Source organism: Modestobacter sp. VKM Ac-2979, assembly GCF_026967995.1.
GTDB lineage: Bacteria > Actinomycetota > Actinomycetes > Mycobacteriales > Geodermatophilaceae > Modestobacter.
Genome location: NZ_JAPVBO010000002.1, coordinates 220,667 through 238,310 on the forward strand (window position 1 = coordinate 220,667; position 17,644 = coordinate 238,310).

At 74.2% G+C, this 17,644-nt stretch carries 17 protein-coding genes; 8 read left to right on the forward strand and 9 right to left on the reverse strand.

Annotated elements, in window-relative coordinates; translation table 11 throughout:
• The first annotated feature begins 6 nt into the window (after window positions 1-6).
• From rpmH to O2W15_RS05640, 8 genes are all read left to right on the forward strand, one after another.
• Entirely contained in the window at window positions 7-144 is a 138-nt protein-coding gene (rpmH, locus tag O2W15_RS05605) for a 50S ribosomal protein L34 (RefSeq protein WP_036333061.1), read from the forward strand.
• Window position 145: 1 nt separating this feature from the next.
• On the forward strand, window positions 146-538 hold the full coding sequence (gene rnpA / locus O2W15_RS05610; protein ID WP_269164105.1) for a ribonuclease P protein component: 393 nt from the start codon (window positions 146-148) through the stop codon (window positions 536-538).
• Window positions 535-960 carry a membrane protein insertion efficiency factor YidD gene (gene yidD, locus O2W15_RS23960; protein WP_269164106.1) on the forward strand — a complete coding sequence of 142 codons (426 nt, stop codon included), beginning with the start codon at window positions 535-537 and terminating at the stop codon, window positions 958-960. The genes rnpA and yidD overlap by 4 nt, the downstream gene beginning before the upstream one ends.
• Window positions 953-2,056, forward strand: coding sequence for a membrane protein insertase YidC (gene yidC / locus O2W15_RS05620; RefSeq protein WP_269164107.1), 1,104 nt, complete (start codon window positions 953-955; stop codon window positions 2,054-2,056). The genes yidD and yidC overlap by 8 nt, the downstream gene beginning before the upstream one ends.
• A gap of 90 nt (window positions 2,057-2,146) precedes the next feature.
• Window positions 2,147-2,782, forward strand: coding sequence for a Jag family protein (locus tag O2W15_RS05625; protein ID WP_269178695.1), 636 nt, complete (start codon window positions 2,147-2,149; stop codon window positions 2,780-2,782).
• Window positions 2,783-2,883: 101 nt separating this feature from the next.
• Window positions 2,884-3,495 (forward strand): 16S rRNA (guanine(527)-N(7))-methyltransferase RsmG, encoded by a 612-nt coding sequence (gene rsmG / locus O2W15_RS05630; protein ID WP_269178696.1) that lies wholly within the window; start codon window positions 2,884-2,886, stop codon window positions 3,493-3,495.
• A 76-nt stretch (window positions 3,496-3,571) separates the two neighbouring features.
• Window positions 3,572-4,687 carry a ParA family protein gene (locus O2W15_RS05635; RefSeq protein WP_331253862.1) on the forward strand — a complete coding sequence of 372 codons (1,116 nt, stop codon included), beginning with the start codon at window positions 3,572-3,574 and terminating at the stop codon, window positions 4,685-4,687.
• A gap of 67 nt (window positions 4,688-4,754) precedes the next feature.
• Entirely contained in the window at window positions 4,755-5,786 is a 1,032-nt protein-coding gene (locus O2W15_RS05640) for a ParB/RepB/Spo0J family partition protein (RefSeq protein ID WP_269164110.1), read from the forward strand.
• A 62-nt stretch (window positions 5,787-5,848) separates the two neighbouring features.
• Here O2W15_RS05640 and O2W15_RS05645 read toward each other — a convergent pair whose 3' ends face one another.
• The 9 genes from O2W15_RS05645 to O2W15_RS05685 all read right to left on the reverse strand — a co-directional run bounded on the left by O2W15_RS05645 (window position 5,849) and on the right by O2W15_RS05685 (window position 17,636).
• On the reverse strand, window positions 5,849-6,853 hold the full coding sequence (locus O2W15_RS05645) for a D-alanine--D-alanine ligase family protein (RefSeq protein ID WP_269178697.1): 1,005 nt from the start codon (window positions 6,851-6,853) through the stop codon (window positions 5,849-5,851).
• Complete coding sequence (locus O2W15_RS05650) at window positions 6,850-8,292, reverse strand: aminotransferase-like domain-containing protein (RefSeq protein WP_269178698.1); 1,443 nt, start codon at window positions 8,290-8,292, stop codon at window positions 6,850-6,852. The genes O2W15_RS05645 and O2W15_RS05650 overlap by 4 nt, the downstream gene beginning before the upstream one ends.
• A 35-nt stretch (window positions 8,293-8,327) precedes the next feature.
• Window positions 8,328-9,458 carry an N-acetylmuramoyl-L-alanine amidase gene (locus O2W15_RS05655; RefSeq protein ID WP_269178699.1) on the reverse strand — a complete coding sequence of 377 codons (1,131 nt, stop codon included), beginning with the start codon at window positions 9,456-9,458 and terminating at the stop codon, window positions 8,328-8,330.
• A 236-nt stretch (window positions 9,459-9,694) separates the two neighbouring features.
• Complete coding sequence (trxA, locus tag O2W15_RS05660; RefSeq protein ID WP_036333052.1) at window positions 9,695-10,024, reverse strand: thioredoxin; 330 nt, start codon at window positions 10,022-10,024, stop codon at window positions 9,695-9,697.
• A gap of 59 nt (window positions 10,025-10,083) precedes the next feature.
• Complete coding sequence (gene trxB, locus O2W15_RS05665; protein ID WP_269178700.1) at window positions 10,084-11,100, reverse strand: thioredoxin-disulfide reductase; 1,017 nt, start codon at window positions 11,098-11,100, stop codon at window positions 10,084-10,086.
• 48 nt (window positions 11,101-11,148) lie between these two features.
• Window positions 11,149-12,783 carry a protein kinase family protein gene (locus tag O2W15_RS05670; RefSeq protein ID WP_269178701.1) on the reverse strand — a complete coding sequence of 545 codons (1,635 nt, stop codon included), beginning with the start codon at window positions 12,781-12,783 and terminating at the stop codon, window positions 11,149-11,151.
• 70 nt (window positions 12,784-12,853) lie between these two features.
• On the reverse strand, window positions 12,854-14,737 hold the full coding sequence (gene murJ, locus O2W15_RS05675; protein ID WP_269178702.1) for a murein biosynthesis integral membrane protein MurJ: 1,884 nt from the start codon (window positions 14,735-14,737) through the stop codon (window positions 12,854-12,856).
• Window positions 14,738-14,883: 146 nt separating this feature from the next.
• Window positions 14,884-17,163: a DUF6049 family protein gene (locus tag O2W15_RS05680; RefSeq protein WP_269178703.1), complete on the reverse strand. Its 2,280-nt coding sequence runs from the start codon at window positions 17,161-17,163 to the stop codon at window positions 14,884-14,886.
• Window positions 17,160-17,636, reverse strand: coding sequence for an NUDIX hydrolase (locus O2W15_RS05685; protein WP_036333049.1), 477 nt, complete (start codon window positions 17,634-17,636; stop codon window positions 17,160-17,162). Before O2W15_RS05685 ends, O2W15_RS05680 begins: the two co-directional genes overlap by 4 nt.
• Window positions 17,637-17,644 lie beyond the last annotated feature (8 nt).

Sequence of the window (17,644 nt, forward strand, 5' to 3'; positions counted from 1 at the left end):
TCCCTCGTGAGCAAGCGCACGTTCCAGCCGAACACCCGTCGTCGGGCCAAGACCCACGGCTTCCGGCTGCGGATGCGCACCCGGGCCGGGCGCGCGATCCTCGCCGCTCGCCGTGGCAAGGGTCGCAACAAGCTCTCCGCCTGAGGTGCTGCCTGCGCAGGCACGCCTGCGCCGGCGGCCGGAGTTCACCGCGGTCATGCGGTCCGGCCGGCGTGCCGGGCGGCCGACCCTGGTGGTGCACTACCTCTCCGAACGGCCCGTCGCCCGGGTCGGGGGTCCGCTGGACCCTTCGACCGGGCCGCGGGCCGGTTTCGTGGTCGGCAAGGCCGTCGGCAACTCCGTCTGCCGGCACCGGGTCACCCGGCAGCTCCGCCACCTGGTCGGCGACCGCCTGGACCGGCTCCCCGCGACCGCGGACCTCGTCATCCGGGCCCGCCCGGAGGCGGCCGACGCCGGTTCCGCCGTGCTGAGCCGCGACCTGGACGCCGGTCTCGACCGGGTGCTCGGCGGACACGGCCCCCGGGCACGGCGGCCGTGACGATCGCGCCCGCCCGCGGGTTGCTGGCCGCCGTCCGCTTCTACCAGCGGGCGATCAGCCCCGCGTTCCCGCCACGGTGCCGCTTCGAGCCCACCTGCAGCGCCTACGCGGCCGAGGCCATCGAGGTCCACGGCGCCGGCCGGGGCAGCTGGCTGGCCGTGCGCCGGCTGGCGAAGTGCGCGCCCTGGCACCCCGGTGGCGTCGACTTCGTCCCGCCGCGGCGCGGGGGCGCTGCGGCCGGCGACGGACCGCCCGACCCGGGCTCAGGAACCGCTGGGCCCACCCACTCGTCGTGCACAGCGGCGCACCCGCCCGAACCGTCCGCGGCGACCGCGTCGACGGCTGACGGCACACGTCGTCCCGACCGTGCCACCCCGCCGGCTCCGCGCCGGTCTGCGCAGCAGGAGGCTGGCGTTGCTTGACTGGCTGTACACCGCGATCGCGTGGGTGATGAAGCAGTGGCACTCACTGTTCTCCACGTTCCTGGACCCGGCGAGCGGGATCACCTGGGCGCTGTCGATCGTCTTCCTGGTCGTCACCATCCGCATCCTGCTGTTCCGCCTGTTCGTCAAGCAGGTGAAGAGCCAGCGGGCGATGCAGGAGATCCAGCCGGAGATCCAGAAGCTCCGCAAGCAGTACGGCAGCGACAAGCAGGGCTTCAGCCAGGCGATGATGGCGCTGAACAAGGAGCGCGGGGTCAACCCGCTGGCCGGCTGCCTGCCGATCCTGCCGCAGATCCCGATCTTCCTGTCGCTCTTCCACGTGCTGCGCCGGATCGCCCCCGGCAAGGACGGCCTCTACAGCTGGTCCGACACCCTCACGAACCAGGCCGCCTCGGCCCAGCTGTTCGGTGCGCCGATCTCCGCCTCGTTCAACATGACCGGGGCGAAGGAGCAGGCGATCCTCGGTCTGCCGGACGTCGGTTACACCAACATCCGGATCGTCGCGTTCCTGCTGATCGTGATCATGTGCGGGACGACCTTCTTCACCCAGAAGCAGATCATGCGGCGCTCGGGCCCGGTCGAGGGTCAGGCCGCCATGGTGCAGAAGCTGCTGCTCTACGGCATGCCGCTGAGCCTCTTCGTGTCCGGCTTCTTCTTCCCGATCGGCGTGCTCCTCTACTGGTTCACCAACAACCTGTGGACCCTGGGCCAGCAGTTCTACATCCTGAAGAAGCTGCCCCCGCCCGGGTCGCCGGCCGCGCTGGCCAAGGCCGCCGCCGACAAGCCGCAAATCGACCCGAAGTCCCTCGCCCCCAAGCCGGGCGCGAAGCCGGTGCGCCCCAAGTCGGGCACTCGCGGGGCGACCGCGGCCCCCTCCCCCACGGTGGACGGCGACGGCGCCACCCCCGACGCGCCGCCGGCCGGTGCGACCCCCGCCGAGGGGACCGGACCCGCGGAGGGCGGCTCGGCCAACGGCCGGCCCCCGGGTGGCGGAGGTCCCCGCCCCCGCACGGGCTCCTCGGGCAGCCGGTCGTCGGCCGGGCCCGCCAACCGAGGCAAACGCAAGCGCCGCTGACCGGCTGCGGCACCCGGGTGCGAGCCCGCGGCGTGCCCGCCCCCTGACCACCGGGCTCGCCCGGCCGCCTGCACGACCCTGGAGGACTCCGTGAGTGCATCCGACAACGACACCGTGGCCACGTCCGAGGCGACCTCGGACGCCCTGCTGACCCCGGCCGGCGGGAGCGGTGACCCCGCGCTCCCCGACGCCGACCCGGCGTCCTCCGACGCCGTCGTCGAGCCGGTCGACGTCGAGGACGAGTCCGACGACGAGGACGGCGGGGACGGCCTGCTCGTCCGCGAGGGGGACGTCGCCGGCGACTACCTCGAGCGGTTGCTCGACATCCTGGACGTGGACGGCGACATCGACCTGGACGTCGAGGGTGACCGGGCCTCGGTCGCGGTCGTCGGCGGCCAGCTGAAGACCCTCATCGGGCCCGACGGCGCCACGCTGGAGGCGCTCCAGGAGCTGACCCGGCTGGCGGTGGCCCAGTCCACCGGTGTCCGCAGCCGGCTGATGCTCGACATCGGGGGCTTCCGGGCCAAGCGGCGCGCAGACCTCACCAGCCTGGCGTCCGCAGCGGCCGAGCGGGTCGCCGAGAGCGGAGCACCCGAGCGCCTCTCGCCGATGAACCCGTTCGAGCGGAAGGTCGTGCACGACGTCATCGCCGCAGCCGCCGGTGTGCGCAGTGAGTCGGAGGGCGAGGAGCCGAACCGGCGCGTCGTGGTCCTGCCGGACCGGTGACCGAGGAGGAGGGCCAGGCCGAGTGCCCGCCGTCCGCAGCTGATCCGTCCGGTCCCGTTCCGGAACCATCGGCGGCGGCCATCGCTCTGTTCGGTCCGGCTGTGGAGCAGGCGGCCCGCTACGTCGGGATGCTCGCTGGTGACGGTGTGGTCCGAGGGCTGATCGGGCCGCGTGAGGTGCCCCGGCTGTGGGACCGCCACGTGCTGAACAGCGCTGCGCTGGCCGAGGTGGTGCCGCAGGGCAGCCGGGTGGTCGACGTGGGCAGTGGCGCCGGGCTCCCCGGCGTGCCGCTGGGGCTGGCCCGGCCTGACCTCACGCTGACGCTGGTCGAGCCGATGGCCCGTCGGGTGGAGTTCCTCCAGGACGTCGTGACGGAACTGGGCGCTCCCTGGCGGGTGGTGCGCGGGCGTGCCGAGGAGCGGTCGGTCGTCCGGGCGGTCGGGCCGGTGGACGTGGTCACGGCGCGGGCGGTGGCGCCGCTGCCGCGACTGGTGGGCTGGTGCCGTGGGCTGCTGGCCCCGGGGGCCCAGCTGATCGCCCTGGTCGGCGCCCGGGCAGCAGCCGAGGTGCCGGATCTGGTGCCGGAGTTGGAGGCTGCGGGCATGCGGGACGTGCACACGCGGGCAGTCGGTGTCGAGCTCGGTGCCGCAGCCACTACCGTGGTGCTCATGACGCGCGCTGGCATCTCCCGGTCCGGGCGCTCGGCAGGGTGAGCCGGTTTCACGTGGAACTCGCCGTAGCGACCGCGCCCTGTTCCACGTGGAACACGGTGGTGAGGAGGACGCACCGATGACGGACCCGGGCGAGCGCCTGCGCAACAGCCTCGCCGCCGATCTCCCGGTCGGTCCCGACTTCGACAGCCCGATCGCCATGGAGGCGATGCGGGCCACGCGCGTGCTGCACGCCGCTGACCAGGAACCCTTCCCGGCGCCGGGGCGGATCCGGGTGGTCACGGTGGCGAACCAGAAGGGTGGCGTCGGGAAGACGACGTCGACGGTCAACCTGGGCGTCGCCCTGGCCATGTACGGGCTGCGGACGCTGGTCATCGACCTCGACCCCCAGGGGAACGCCAGCACCGCCCTCGGTGTGGAGCACACCGTGGGCACCCCCTCGATCTACGACGCGCTCGTCGGCGACAACACGCTCGCCGAGGTCACCCACCCGACGACAGCGAGCCCGAACCTCTTCTGCGTCCCGGCGACGATCGACCTCGCCGGCGCGGAGATCGAGCTCGTCTCCGTGGTCGCGCGGGAGCACCGGCTGCGGCGCTCGATCGAGACCTATCTGCACGAGCTCCCCGCCGAGGAGCGCCCGCACTACGTCCTGATCGACTGCCCGCCGTCCCTGGGGCTGCTCACGCTGAACGCGCTGGTGGCCGGGGACGAGGTGCTGATCCCCATCCAGTGCGAGTACTACGCCCTGGAGGGCCTCGGGCAGCTGCTGTCGAACATCGACCTGGTGCGCGCCCACCTGAACCCGGGCATCTCGGTGAGCACGATCCTGCTCACCATGTACGACGGTCGTACCAAGCTCGCCGACCAGGTGGCCGACGAGGTGCGCAACCACTTCGGTGACCTGGTGCTCGCGGCGGTCATCCCGCGGAACGTCCGGGTGAGCGAGGCGCCGGGCTACGGGCAGTCGGTGCTCACCTACGACCCTGGCTCCCGTGGCTCGACCAGCTACGTGGAGGCCGCGCGGGAGCTCGCCCGCCGGGGAGCGGCCCTGCCGGCGTCGACGCCTCAGCCGATCAGCCAGCCTCCTCCCCCACCACCGGTCGCCGCACCGGTCTACCCGCCGCCGGTGGGCGGGCCACCGCCACCGGTCGCCGGTCCGCCGTCGGTAGCAGCGCTGGTGCTCGGTGAGCCGGCGACGGCTCCGGCCCAGCGCGGACGGCACGCGACGTGACCCCGGTGCGCTCCATTCCCACCCCCGAGCCGCGTCTGCGGACACCGGGCATCTGCGAGGAGGACCAGTGACCAAGCGCGGCGGTCTGGGGCGGGGCCTGGCGGCTCTGATCCCCACCAGTGCACCGGCTCCCACGGCGACCCCGGCGGCTCGTGCGGCGGAGGCAGCCGAGGTCGCCGCCACGGCGGTCGACCAGGCCGGGGCCACCCCTCCGGAGGCCACTCGGACGGCGTCGGTGCACGAGCTCCCGAGCCGGGCGCTCGAGGAGGTCGCCGGCGTCCCCGGCGCGCAGTTGCGCGAGCTGCCGGTCGACGACATCGTCCCGAACCCCAAGCAGCCGCGACAGGTCTTCGACGACGAGGCGCTGGAGGAGCTCACCCACTCGGTGCGCGAGTTCGGTCTGCTCCAGCCGATCGTGGTGCGGGAGGCCGGTGACGGCCGCTACGAGCTCATCATGGGCGAGCGCCGGCTGCGTGCGTCGCGGGCGGCCGGCCTGGAGACCGTGCCCGCGATCGTCCGGGACACCACCGACGACGCCATGCTGCGCGACGCCCTGCTGGAGAACATCCACCGGGTCCAGCTCAACCCGCTGGAGGAGGCAGCCGCCTACCAGCAGCTGCTCGAGGAGTTCGGCGCCACCCACGAGGAGCTGGCCAGCAAGATCGGGCGCAGCCGCTCCCAGGTCACCAACACCATCCGGCTGATGAAGCTGCCGGTGAAGGTGCAGACCCGGGTGGCCGCCGGCGTCATCTCGGCCGGTCACGCCCGGGCTCTGCTCGGTCTGCCGGAGGCGGAGGCGCAGGACGCCCTGGCCACTCGCATCGTCGCCGAGGGCATGTCGGTCCGGGCGACCGAGGAGGCCGTCGCGATGGCGGTCGCCGACTCCCCCACCGCGGCCCGCCGTTCCGCCCGGAAGATCAGTGCCCCCGGGGTCGAAGATCTCGCCGGCCGGCTGTCGGACGTGTTCGAGACCAAGGTGAAGGTGCAGATCGGCCGGGCCAAGGGCCGGATCGTCGTGGAGTTCGGCTCGGTCGACGACCTGCAGCGGATCGTCGGGATGATGGCGCCCGACATCACCGGGCGCAGCCAGCAGGAGTGAGCGCCGCAGTTACGTCACAGACGTAACTCGGTGGGAGGTGGTCATCCGTCCGGACGACCACCTCACCCGGTGATCGGCCCTTCGGCCGCCGCGCGCGCGAGCAACCGGCCGAGGACGTCGCCGAGCCCGTACCCGGCCGCCTCGACCGCCATCGGGAACATCGACGTCTCCGTCAGCCCCGGGGAGACGTTCACCTCGAGGAACTGCACCGCGCCGTCGGGGGTGACGATCGCGTCGGTGCGGGACAGGCCGGCCAGCCCCAGCACCTCGTGCACCCGCAGGGCCACCTCCGACGCACGAGCAGCGACCTCGTCGGAGACCCGCGCCGGGGAGTGGTACTCGGTCATCCCGGGGGTGTAACGGGAGGTGTAGTCGAAGACCCCGGACTCGGGGGCGATCTCGACCGCAGGAAGGGCTTCCGGACCGTTCCCGAGGTCGATCACCGAGAGGGCCAACTCGACCCCGTCGACGAACCGCTCCACCATCACCGTGTCGCCGTAGGCGAAGCAGCTGACCATCGCGGCCGGCAGGTCCTCGACCCGGCTCACCCGCTGCACGCCGAGCGACGAGCCACCCGAGGCCGGCTTCACCATGAGCGGGAGTCCGAGCCGGGCCACGATGAGGTCCAGGACGGCGCCGGCGCCCAGCTCCCGGAAGGTGCTGTGCGGCAGGGCGACCCAGTCCGGGGTCGTGACCCCGGCGGTGCGCACGACCGACTTGGCGGCCGGCTTGTCCCAGGCCAGCCGGCAGGCAGCGGCCGGGGAGCCGACGTAGGGCACGCCGGCCAGGTCCAGCACGGCCCGGAGCGCGCCGTCCTCGCCGGTGGCGCCGTGCAGCGCGATGAACACCGCGTCGGACGGCGAGGCCGCCAGACCGGGCAGCAGCCCGGCGTCGGCGTCCCGCATCTCCGCGTCCACCCCGGCCCGGGTCAGCGCCTCGACCACCTGCCCGCCGGAGTTGATGCTGACCTCGCGCTCGAAGGTGAGCCCACCGGCGAGCACCAGGGCCCGCAGCGGGGTCGTCGGAGCGTCGGGTGCCGCCTCCGCTGTGGCCGCCTGGTCGGTCATGGCTGACGGTCCTCGCTCTGGTCGCTGTTCGCCGGCCCGATGACCGGCGGCGGGGTCGTTCGGCTGCTCTCCGGCCGGGTCGTGGCCGGGCCCACCGCGCGGAACGTCCCGGTGTCGACGGCGTCGAAGGTGGAGTGCAGGTCCAGCTCGGCCTCGATCACCCGAGCCAGCCGGCGCACCCCCTCGCGGATCTGGTGCGGCTCGGGATAGCAGTAGGACAGCCGCATGTGCTCCCGGCCACCACCGTCGGCGTAGAAGCCGATCCCGGGCACGTAGGCGACGTGGGCGGCGACCGCACGGGGCTGCATGAGCTTGGCGTCCAGGCCGTTCGGCAGCTTCAGCCAGACGTAGAACCCGCCGTCCGGCTTGGTCCAGGTGGTGCCCGGCGGCATGAGCGCGGTGAGCGACTCCAGCGTGGCGTCCCGCCGCTCGCGGTACAGCTCGGTGAAGACCTTGATCTGCTCGCGCCAGGGCTGGGTGTCCAGGTAGCGGGCGACCGCGTACTGGGTGAGCGAGGGCGGGCAGAGGACCTGCGCCTCGGTGGCGAGCACCAGCTTCTCCCGCACGGCCAGCGGGGCCAGCACCCAGCCCACGCGCAGGCCCGGGGAGAAGGTCTTCGAGAACGACCCCAGGTAGATGACCCGGTGCTCGTTGCGGGCGCGCAGGGCGCGCATCGGCTCCTTGTCGAAACCGAGCAGCCCGTACGGGTTGTCCTCGATGACCAGCAGGTCGTACTGCTCGGCGATCGCCATGATCGCCTCGCGGCGGACCTCGGTCAGCGTGACGCCGGCGGGGTTGTGGAAGTTCGGCACCGTGTACAGGAACTTCACCCGGTCACCGCGGGCCCGGCACTCCAGCAGGGCCTCCTCCAGCGCCTCGGGGATCAGCCCGTCGTCGTCCATGGCGACGTGCCGGACCTGGGCCTGGGCGGCCTGGAAGACCCCGAGGGCCCCGACGTAGGAGGGCGCCTCGGCGAGGATGACGTCACCGGGGTCGACGAAGACGCGGGTGACGAGGTCGAGCCCCTGCTGGGAGCCGACGGTGACGACCACCTCGCTGGGCGAGGCGTCGGTGATGCCCTCCAGGGCCATGACGTCGCAGATCCGCTCCCGCAGCCGGGGGTCACCCTGGCCGGAGCCGTACTGCAGGGTCTGGGCGCCCATGCCGGACACCAGCTCGCCGATCATCGACCCGACGGCGTCCAGCGGCAGCGCGGTGACCGCGGGCATGCCCCCGGCGAGCGAGACGACCTCGGGCCGACTGACCACGGAGAACAGTGCCCGGATCTCCGAGCTCTTCATGCCGTGGGTGCGTGCTGCGTACCGGTCGGCCAAGGGGTCCAGCCGCGGGTGCCGCGGGGAGACGTGCGGGGACGCACCGCTGGAGTGCGCCCCGGCCTGACCGGTTCCGACCGACGGGCCGGGCACAGGAGGGGTCACCTCTCGGAGTCTATGCCCGCCTCACTGCCGGCCGTTCAGCCGCGGGCGGGCAGCAGGAAGGTGCCGGTGGCCGGGTCGGCGTCGGCGGGCAGGAAGAGCCGCTGGACGGCGGCCACGACGGCCTGGGCGACGGTGCTGCGCAGCCGGGCGTCCAGCAGCAGCAACCGGTCGACCGGGTGGGAGAGGTAGCCGCAGTCGATCCGGACCGCGGGCATCCTCGTCATCCGCAGGATGTCCCAGGTCTTGGGGTGGGAACCACAGTCGAGCATGCCGGTGCGGGCGATGACCTCGCGGCGCACCAGGTTGGCGAACTCCTCGCCGACCGTGGAGCTCGCCCCGGACCCGGTGCCGTAGTAGTAGCTGGCGACGCCGCGGGCGTGTGCCGACCCGTGCGCCTCCATGTGCAGGGAGAGGAAGAGGTCGGCACGAGCCTGGTTGGCGAAGGCGGTGCGGTCCTCCGCGCTCTGGTCCACGGTGCGGCCGCGGGTGAGGTACACCGTGGCACCCGCGGCGGCCAGCCGGCCCTCGATCCGGGAGGCGAGGTCGAAGACCAGGTCGGCCTCGGTGGTCTCCCCGGCCGTGTACCCGCTGTCCGTACCGCCGTGGCCGGGGTCGATGACGATGACCCGGCCGATGAGGTGTGGCCCGGAGTCGACCAGCGAGGCGCTCTGCCGCAGCAGCTGCGGCCGGCCACCGGTGACCCGGCGACCCAGCTGCTTGAGCGCGCGCAGCGTGGCCGGACCGCACGTGCCGTCGGCGGTCAACCCGTAGTCGCGCTGGAACGCCCGCAGGCCCAGCTCCGTGTCGGCGCCCAGCATGCCGTCGGCCCGGCCGGCGTCGTAGCCGAGCTCCAGGAGCAGCTCCTGCAGCCGCCGGACGTCGTCCCCCCGGGTCGGCCGCTCGGGGTCGAACCGCAGCAGCCGGTCGCCCAGGGACCAGCGTGCCTCGTGCAGTGCCCGGTAGGTCTCGTCACCCACCCGGCCGTCGACGGAGAGCCCGCGCACCTGCTGGAAGTGTCGGACGGCGAGCTCGGTGGCTGCGTCGTAGCCCGCGTCGTCCGGACGCTCTGGTCGCTCCGGCTCATCGGTCAGCAGGCCGAGGGAACGGAGCATGGTCTGCACCTCCGCCACGGCGGGACCGGTGCTGCCAGGTCGCAGGACGTCCATGCGCAGGTCGTCGCTCCTCGCTCGGGTCAGGACGGCCGGTCGAGGCCGCTGGAGACGATTGTGGCGGGTGTGCACGACCGGACGGTGCACCGGGTGACCCGGTGCCCCCTCCGGGTGACCGTCGCCCGGAACGGGCGAGGCCCGCCGGTCCGGGGGGACGGGCGGGCCTCACCATGCGATCCGCACCGCAGCGGAGGGGCTGCGGTGCCGCGTCGGCCGGTGGCCGGCCCGACGGATCAGAGGTAGTCGGACAGGTCCGACAGGATGGCGCCCTTGGGCTTGGCGCCGATGATGCTCTTGACCGGCTTGCCACCCTGGAAGACCGTCATGGTCGGGATCGACATGACCTGGTAGTCGCGGGCGATCTGCGGGTTCTCGTCGATGTTGAGCTTGGCGATCGTCAGCTTGTCGGCGTGCTCGGCCGCGATCTCCTCCAGCACGGGGGCGACCATCTTGCACGGCCCGCACCACTCGGCCCAGAAGTCGACCAGCACGGGCTTGTCGCTGCCCAGGACGTCAGTGGCGAAGCTCGAGTCGGTGACGGTCACGGTGTTCTTGCCTGCCATGGTGCTGCTCCTTGCTCAGAGGGGACGGTGCAGTCTGTGGTTTCAGCGCAGTCTGTGGTTCAGCGCTCGTCGAAGGTCTCGGCGAGCCAGCGCTCGGCGTCGATCGCCGCGGCGGCGCCGGTGCCGGCCGAGGTGATCGCCTGCCGGTAGATGTGGTCGACCACGTCGCCGCAGGCGAAGACGCCGTCGACGTTGGTGTCGGTCGTCGGGTGGGAGACCACCACGTACCCCTCGTCGTCCAGCTTCAACTGCCCGACGAAGAGCTCAGTGCGGGGGTCGTGGCCGATGGCGACGAACATGCCGGAGACCGGGAGCTGCTCCGTCGCGCCGGTGGCCACGTCGGTCAGCTCCACCGCCTCGACGGTGGTGTCGCCGTGCACCTCGGTGACCTGCTTGCCCAGCGCCCAGCGGATCTTCTCGTTGTCCTGCGCGCGCTTGACCATGATCTTCGACGCGCGCAGCTCTTCGCGGCGGTGCACCACGGTGACCGACTTGGCGAAGCGGGTGAGGAAGGTGGCCTCCTCCATCGCCGAGTCGCCGCCGCCGACGACCGCGATGTCCTGGTCGCGGAAGAAGAAGCCGTCGCAGGTGGCGCAGGCGGAGACACCGCGGCCGAGCAGTCGCTGCTCGTTGTCCAGCCCGAGGTACCGGTACTTGGAGCCGGTGGCGACGATGACGGCGTGCGCGCGGTGCACCTCGTCGCCGACCTTGATGATCTTCGGGTCGACGGTGAGGTCGACCTCGGTGACGTCCCGGGCGACCAGCTCGGCGCCGAAGCGCTCGGCCTGGGTGCGCATGTCGTCCATCAGCTGCGGGCCCTGGACGCCCTCGGGGAAGCCGGGGAAGTTCTCGACCTCGGTGGTGGTCATCAGTGCACCGCCGAACTGGGACCCCTCGAACACGAGGGGGTGCAGGTTCGCGCGGGCGGCGTACGTGGCAGCGGTGTACCCGGCGGGACCGGACCCGATGATGATCAGGTCGCGGATCCCGTCGTGCTCGGCCGGAGGGATCTCCGGGGCGGCAGCGGTCGGGACCGTCAGGCCGGGAGTGGGGTCGTTGCTCGTCACAGGCGGCACAACGGACAGCCTAGGGCGGTCATTCCCTGGGGGCGGCCGGGTCCTTCGTCAGCCGGCTGCGGTGACGCTGACCTCGGCCAGATCGGCGCTGAAGCCCTCGTCGACGGGGACGAGGCCGGTCACCCACACCAGCACGTACCGGGTGGTCGCCGGCTCGGCGAACTCCAGCACGTCCTCGCCGGTCAGCTCCGCGGAGGCGGCGACGTCGAACGCCTCCAGCCCAGCCTCCGGTGAACCGCCGGTGCGCACCTCCACGGTCGCCCCGGGCCGGGTCGTCTGCAGCGCGACGCTGCTCACCGGCTGCGCGCTGCCCAGGTCGTACAGGACGCCGACGCCGGGCTTCAGGTTGCCGAAGTCGGCCGAGCCCCGGTAGTTCAGCGTCGACCACGCGGTGCTCGGGTCGCCGTCGAAGGACAGCGGGACCTCGTCGTCGTTCTCCGGCTCGCCGTCACCGAACGGGTCGAAGACCGTGGCGCCGGTGAGGAGCACCGGGGCGCCGGCGGCCGGCGGGGCCGGTGCCGGCTCCTCACCGGGTGCCGGGGCGGCCGCGGCGGTCGTGCTGGACTCCGGCGTCGACCCGGTCGGACCGCCCTCGACGCTGCCGGCCACGGAGAGCACGTTGGTGCCGAACCACCAGCCGATGGCCACGACGAGGGCCAGCGCCAGCACCGGCAGCCCGATCACGGCCAGTCGCCGCCGGGCGGACGACGACGCCTCGCGCTCGGCGACGCCGTCGTCCTCGGCCACGAAGGTCCCGTCGAGGACGAGGTCGCCCTCGGCGCCGTACCCCGCCGGCCCGGCGGACAGCGGGCGGGACAGCGACGCCCCGGGGACGGGCGGCAGGTGGTTGCGGACCAGCCGGACCGGCTGGTCCTCGTCGCCGTCGTCCTCGGCGGCCTCGTCAGCATCGGCCAGGTCGCGCCGGTCGCGCAGGCGGCGCACCCAGCCGCTGTCGGTGAGGCCGTCGGGCCGGGCGGCCTCCTGCGGGCCGGTACGCGGACGCTCGACCAGCAGCGAGACCATCGTGGTCACGCTCGACAACCCGGTGGCCGGGTCGGTCGACCGGGCCCGGCGCACCAGGGCGGCGAGGTCGGGCGAGGAGATCTCGGCGGGCCGGGCGCCGGGCAGGCCGGTCAGGCACAGCTCCAGCAGGGCCCCCAGGGCGGTGATGTCGCCCTTCTCGGTGCCGCTGGCCGCCGGCACCGACAGCAGGCCGACCAGGCCGCCGGGACGCAGCACGACGTGCTCGGGCGTGAGACCGCCGACGGCCAGGCCCACCCGATGGGCCTCCGCGACCCCCTCGGCCAGCCGGCGGACCACCGCGCGCGCCTCGCGCTCGGACAGCGGGCCCTCGGTGGCGAGCCGATCGGAGAGCCGGATGCCCTCGATCCACTCGTTGACGACGTAGGCGGCGCCGCCGGGCTCGGTGCGGCCGGTGCCCTCGGCGGCGTCGTAGACCATCGCCAGCGCGGGGGTGGCCAGCCCACCGGCGGTCAGCGCGCGGTTGATCCACTCCCGCGCGGCCGGGCCGCCGGGGGTGTGCACCCGCAACGCCACGTCACGGTTGAGCACCCGGTCACGGGCGCGCCAGGTGCGGATGACGCCGGTGGGCGTCTCCTCGTCGGGGGCCACCTGGTCCAGCGGGCGGTAGCGGTCGGGCAGGCCGGTTGTCGTCGACGTCACGGACGCTGCCGACCCCCTGCTCGTTCACGGCCGGGAACGGCGCCCCCGGTTCTGGCCCGAGACCGCCTGGTCACCGTGAGCGCCCGAGTCGAGCCCGGATCCCGGCCAGTAGCCCCCGGAGCTCCGGGACACCGGCCATCACGGCACCCGCGACGACCGCGCTGCCGATGACCACGGTACCGAGGACGACCGTCCCGAGCGAGCCCGGCACCGAGGTGCCCAGTGACCTGCCCGCGAGCGACACGGCCGCCCAGCCGAGGGCCCCGGCGACGGCCGAGACCGCAGCCATCCGCAGCACCGTGGTGCCTGCCTCGGCGCTGGCCCGCACTCCGAGCTTGCGCTCCAGGGCGATCGCGCCCACCACCCAGCCGGCCACGTAGGTGGCGCTCGTGGCGATCATCAGCCCGGCCACGACGTGCTCCGGGTCGACCAGCACCGGCACGAGCAGCAGCAGCGGCACCCGGACGGCGACCATCGCCACCTGGATGAGCGTCGGGGTCCGGGCGTCCTTCATGGCGTAGAACACCCGCAGCTGCAGCAGGGTGACCGCCATCGGCAGCAGCCCGAACGCGCCCACCGCGAGGGCGACGCCCACCCCCCGGGCGTCGTCGACGTCGGCGTTGCCGCGGGCGAAGGCCACGATGCCCACCGCGGGTCCCAGGACCACCAGCAGGGCGGTCACCGGCAGCAGCCCGGTCGCCGACAGGCGGGTGCCCAGCGAGAGGTCGGCGACGACGCCGTCCATGTCGTGCCGGGCGGCCGCCCGGCTCATCCGGGGCAGGAGGGCGGTCAGCAGCGCGACGCCGATGATCCCGTAGGGCATCTGGAACAGCAGGCTGGCGTTGCTGAACGCCAGCGGGCCGAGGCCGCCGGCGTCGGCGGCCTCGTTGGCCACGATGCTGGCGACGACGACACCGACCTGGCTGACCAGCACGTAGCCGATCACCCAGAGCCCGAGCGTGCCGGCCTCGCCCAGCCCGGTGCCCCGCAGCCCCCACCGCGGCCGCAGCGGCACCCCGTGCCGGCCCAGCAGCGGCAGCAACACGAACGCCTGCACGGCGATGCCCAGCGTGGTGCCGATGCCCAGCAGCCAGACCTGGAAGGCGGTGATGGTGACCGGCGTCAGGTCGCCCGGCCCGGCCGCCAGGAGGAACACCGCCCCGGTGGCGATCACCACGACGTTGTTCAGCACCGGCGCCCAGGCCGGCGGCCCGAACACCTGCCGGGCGTTGAGCACTGCTGTCGCCAGCGCGCCGATCCCGTAGAAGACGATCTCCACCAGCAGGATCCGGGCCAGCCAGTTGGCCAGCTCCACCTGCCCCGGGTCCTCCCGGATGCCCATCAGCCAGGTCAGCGCGGGTGCCGCGAGCACGGCCACGACGGTGAGCGCAGCCAGGCCGACGGTGGCCAGGGTGAGCAGCCGCTGGGTGTACCGCACGCCCCCGTCGGCGTCCCGCTCCTGCGCGCTGACCAGCAACGGGACGACGACCGAGGTCAGCACCCCGCCGAGCAGCAGCTCGTAGACGATGTTGGGCAGCGTGTTGGCCACGGTGTAGGCGTTGCCGACCAGCCCGAAGCCCAGCGCGGCGGTGAGCACCACGGTGCGCAGGAAGCCGGTCAGCCGGGAGACCAGGCTCGCCACGGCCATCGTCCCGGCCGCGCGCAGGATGCCGCCGCTGCCACCGGAGCGACCCTGGCGGACCTCGGGGTCCTCCGGCTCGTCCTCGAGGTAGCGCGGCACCGCCGGGATGACCGGGATGAGCTGGGTGTCGTCCGGGCCGGGCACGAAGCGTCGGGGCCGCGCCGGTGGCGGCACCGGGGGCAGCACGGCACGCCGGCGGGCGGCGTCGGCCGGACGGTTCCCCGTCGGCCGCGCCGCCGGGTAGCCGGCGGGCGGTGGCAACGGTCGCGGGGAGAGCGACGGGGCCAGGCTCTCGGGCTGGTTGCCGACCACCGGCGCCGGGACGGCGGTGGGCGGAGTGGGCGGCGGACCGGGCTGTGCCCCGCGGTACGGAGGCGGGGGCAGCGGTGCGGGCGTCCGGGGCCGCGCACCGGATGAGCCGGTGCGCTGGTCCTCCGACCCGGCCGGTGGGCCGCCGCTCACACCGGGCTCCGGGTGGGCGGCAGGCCGACCGCCTCGTCCGCGGTGGGGGCCGGCTCGCCGCGCCGGCGGCGCAGCACGAAGCGCACCGCCCGGCGGAGGAAGAGCAGGGCCAGCAGCGCGGCGGCGCCGAGGGTGATCGCCAGGGTGACCGGGCCGTACGCGGTGCTCCGCACCTGCAGCTGCACCGGCTCGCCCAGCGGGACCTCGGTGGGCGTGGTCAGCCGTGCGGTGACGGTGAACCCGCCGGACTGCTGGACGTCGGCGGGCACCTCGATCTGGGTGAGCGACTCCGGCCCCAGCGTCTGCACGCCGATGTCCTCGGTGGTGAGCTGGACGTTGCTGCGGGCCTGGAGGTCCAGCCGGACCTCGACGGCGAAGGGCAGGTCGTTGCGCACGGTGAGCACGAGCGGGGCGTCACTGGAGGCGAGGGTGTAGGTCCCGTCCGCAGGGGTGACCAGCGTGACCTGCTCCCGCAGACGGGCGACCGTGTCCCGCAGGTCGGTGACCGCGGCCTGGGACGCCGCCGGCTGGCCGCGCCACTGCGCGGACGCCGCCCGGGCGATCGCCGCGTCGTACCCGGCGAGCGCCGCGTCGGCGTCGCCGACCACGGCGGCGGCGAAGTCGTCCCGCACCCGCGAGGTCTCCACGATCCCGGCCATCGTCGCGGCCGGCAGCCGGACGTCCGGGTCGGTGCCGGTCAGCTCCCCGACGTCGGCGGCCGGGCCGTCGGCCGCTGCGGTCACCGAGAACGGGACCAGCCACGGTTGGGTGTACGTGTCGGTCATCATCGCGGCCACGGTGCCCGGGTCCGGGTCCACCCAGCGGGGTGGGGCGACGAGCACGGTGGAGCCGACGCCGTCGGCCTGCTGGGCGTGCAGCGCCGCGAGCTCGGCCAGGTGGCGCTGTTCGACCAGTCGCCCCGCCCCCGGCTGGAGGGTCGCGGCCTCGACGGCCTCGGCCAGTTCCCCGTCGGCGACCAGCGTGGTGACCGGCCCGCCGTCGGTCGTCAGGTCGCCGCGGGCGGCGGCCGGGTCGCCGTCGTCCCCCACCGCCCGGCTGCCGCCGGTCAGCCCGTCCTCGGCCAGCACCACGGTGCCGACCCCGCCGTCGGCCAGGGTGGCCAGGGTGGCCTCGTCGACGGTGCCACCGGCCGGCCAGGCCAGGTCGGTGCGCGGCTCCACGCCGAGCACCTCCTCCACGATCGCGGCCCCGGCGCCGGTCTCCCCCGACGGGCCGGCCGCGGGCGCCGGGACCAGGGCCCCGTCTGCGGTGCCGGGCTGGCGGGCGGTGCCCGCACCGGGCAACGTGCGGAGGAGCGCATCGGGCCGGCCGGCCGCGACCAGGGCGTCGGCGTCGGCGTCGGCGTACGGCAGGGCCACCACGTCGTGGTCGGCGGCCAGTCGGCGCAGTCGCTCGAGGAGTGCGGCCGCGTCGGCGGTGCCGGTGCCCTCCTCGCCGTCCACCAGGTAGGGGCCGGCGGCCATGGCCGACAGCTCCTCGAGCAGCGCCGGGTCGACGGCGAGGGTCACCGGCACGACGGGCTCGGTCTCCGCCGGCGTCGGAGCCGTGGTGCGCGGCAGCTGCTCCACGGTCTCCAGGACCCGGTCCAGCCGGCCGCCCTCGGCCACCTGGGCGGCGAGCGCGTCGTCGGTGAAGGCGCCGGTGGCGTCCCGGTGCGGGCGGTCGGTGATCGGCCAGAGCCACGCCACCCCCGTCCGGGTGGCCGGCTCCGCCGGCTGGACGACGAGGTGGGTGGACAGCTCGGCCACCCGCTCGGTGACCCCGTCGGCACGGGTGCCGTTGACGTTGACCAGGAACGGGTACACCCCGTCGGCGGTGAGCTGCAGCCCGTCGGCGGTGCTGGGGTAGGTGAACGTGACCTCCTCCCCTGGCTCGAGCTCGTCCGAGGACACCTCGAGGAAGGGCGTGGTCGCCGCGGTGTGGTCACCGGGCCGGGCGAGGTCGGCGGCGAGCCGGCTGCGCGAGGTCAGCACCTCGCCCCGCTGCAGCCGCACCTCCAGGTCCTCGTAGGTCTCGGTGCTGTCGTTGCGCAGGGTGGCGGTGACCTCGACGGCGGCGCCCGGCGTGACGGTCCGCGGCTCCAGCCGGTCCAGGGTCAGCTCCAGGGGCCGGTCGGCCGACGAGCCGGTCGCGCGGCCGGCGTCGCCGGGCGCTGCGGACGCGGCCGGGACGCCCAGCATCCCGCCGACCACGGTCACGAGGGCGCCGAGCAGCACCTGCCGGCCGCCGGCGCGGCCGGCGGCCCGCCGGGTCACGCGCTGTCGGCCAGGAGGCCGGGCGCGCGCTCGACCAGCGCACGCTCGTCGGCGTAGGCCAGACGCCCGCCGAGCTCGGTCAGCGGCACCCAGGCGACCTCGGTGACCTCGACGTCGGCGTCGGACAGGGCGCCGCCGGTGGCCCGGAGCAGGAAGTGGTGGACCGTCTTGTGCACGCGGCGGCCGTCGGCGACGAACCAGAAGTCGATGATGCCCAGCGGGGCGACGACCTGGCCGATGATGCCGGTCTCCTCCGCGACCTCACGGACGGCGGTGTCCTCCGGGGTCTCGCCCTGCTCGATGTGCCCCTTGGGCAGCGACCAGAGCAGGCGACCGCGGCGGTCGGTCCGGCCGATCAGCGCGGCGCGCGGCCCGGTGACCTCGTCATCTGCGACCACCAGCCCTCCCGCCGAGGTCTCGTCGACCCGACGCAGCCGGCGGCCGGGGCGCTGCCGCCCGCCCGTCCCAGCCATGTCAGCAG

Coding starts and splice junctions, on each gene's coding strand:
- O2W15_RS05635 (WP_331253862.1), top strand. CDS start 3,572: ATGACGGACCCGGGCGAGCGCCTGCGCAACAGCCTCGCCGCCGATCTC.
- O2W15_RS05645 (WP_269178697.1), bottom strand. CDS start 6,853: ATGACCGACCAGGCGGCCACAGCGGAGGCGGCACCCGACGCTCCGACG.
- O2W15_RS05655 (WP_269178699.1), bottom strand. CDS start 9,458: ATGGACGTCCTGCGACCTGGCAGCACCGGTCCCGCCGTGGCGGAGGTG.
- trxA (WP_036333052.1), bottom strand. CDS start 10,024: ATGGCAGGCAAGAACACCGTGACCGTCACCGACTCGAGCTTCGCCACT.
- O2W15_RS05685 (WP_036333049.1), bottom strand. CDS start 17,636: ATGGCTGGGACGGGCGGGCGGCAGCGCCCCGGCCGCCGGCTGCGTCGG.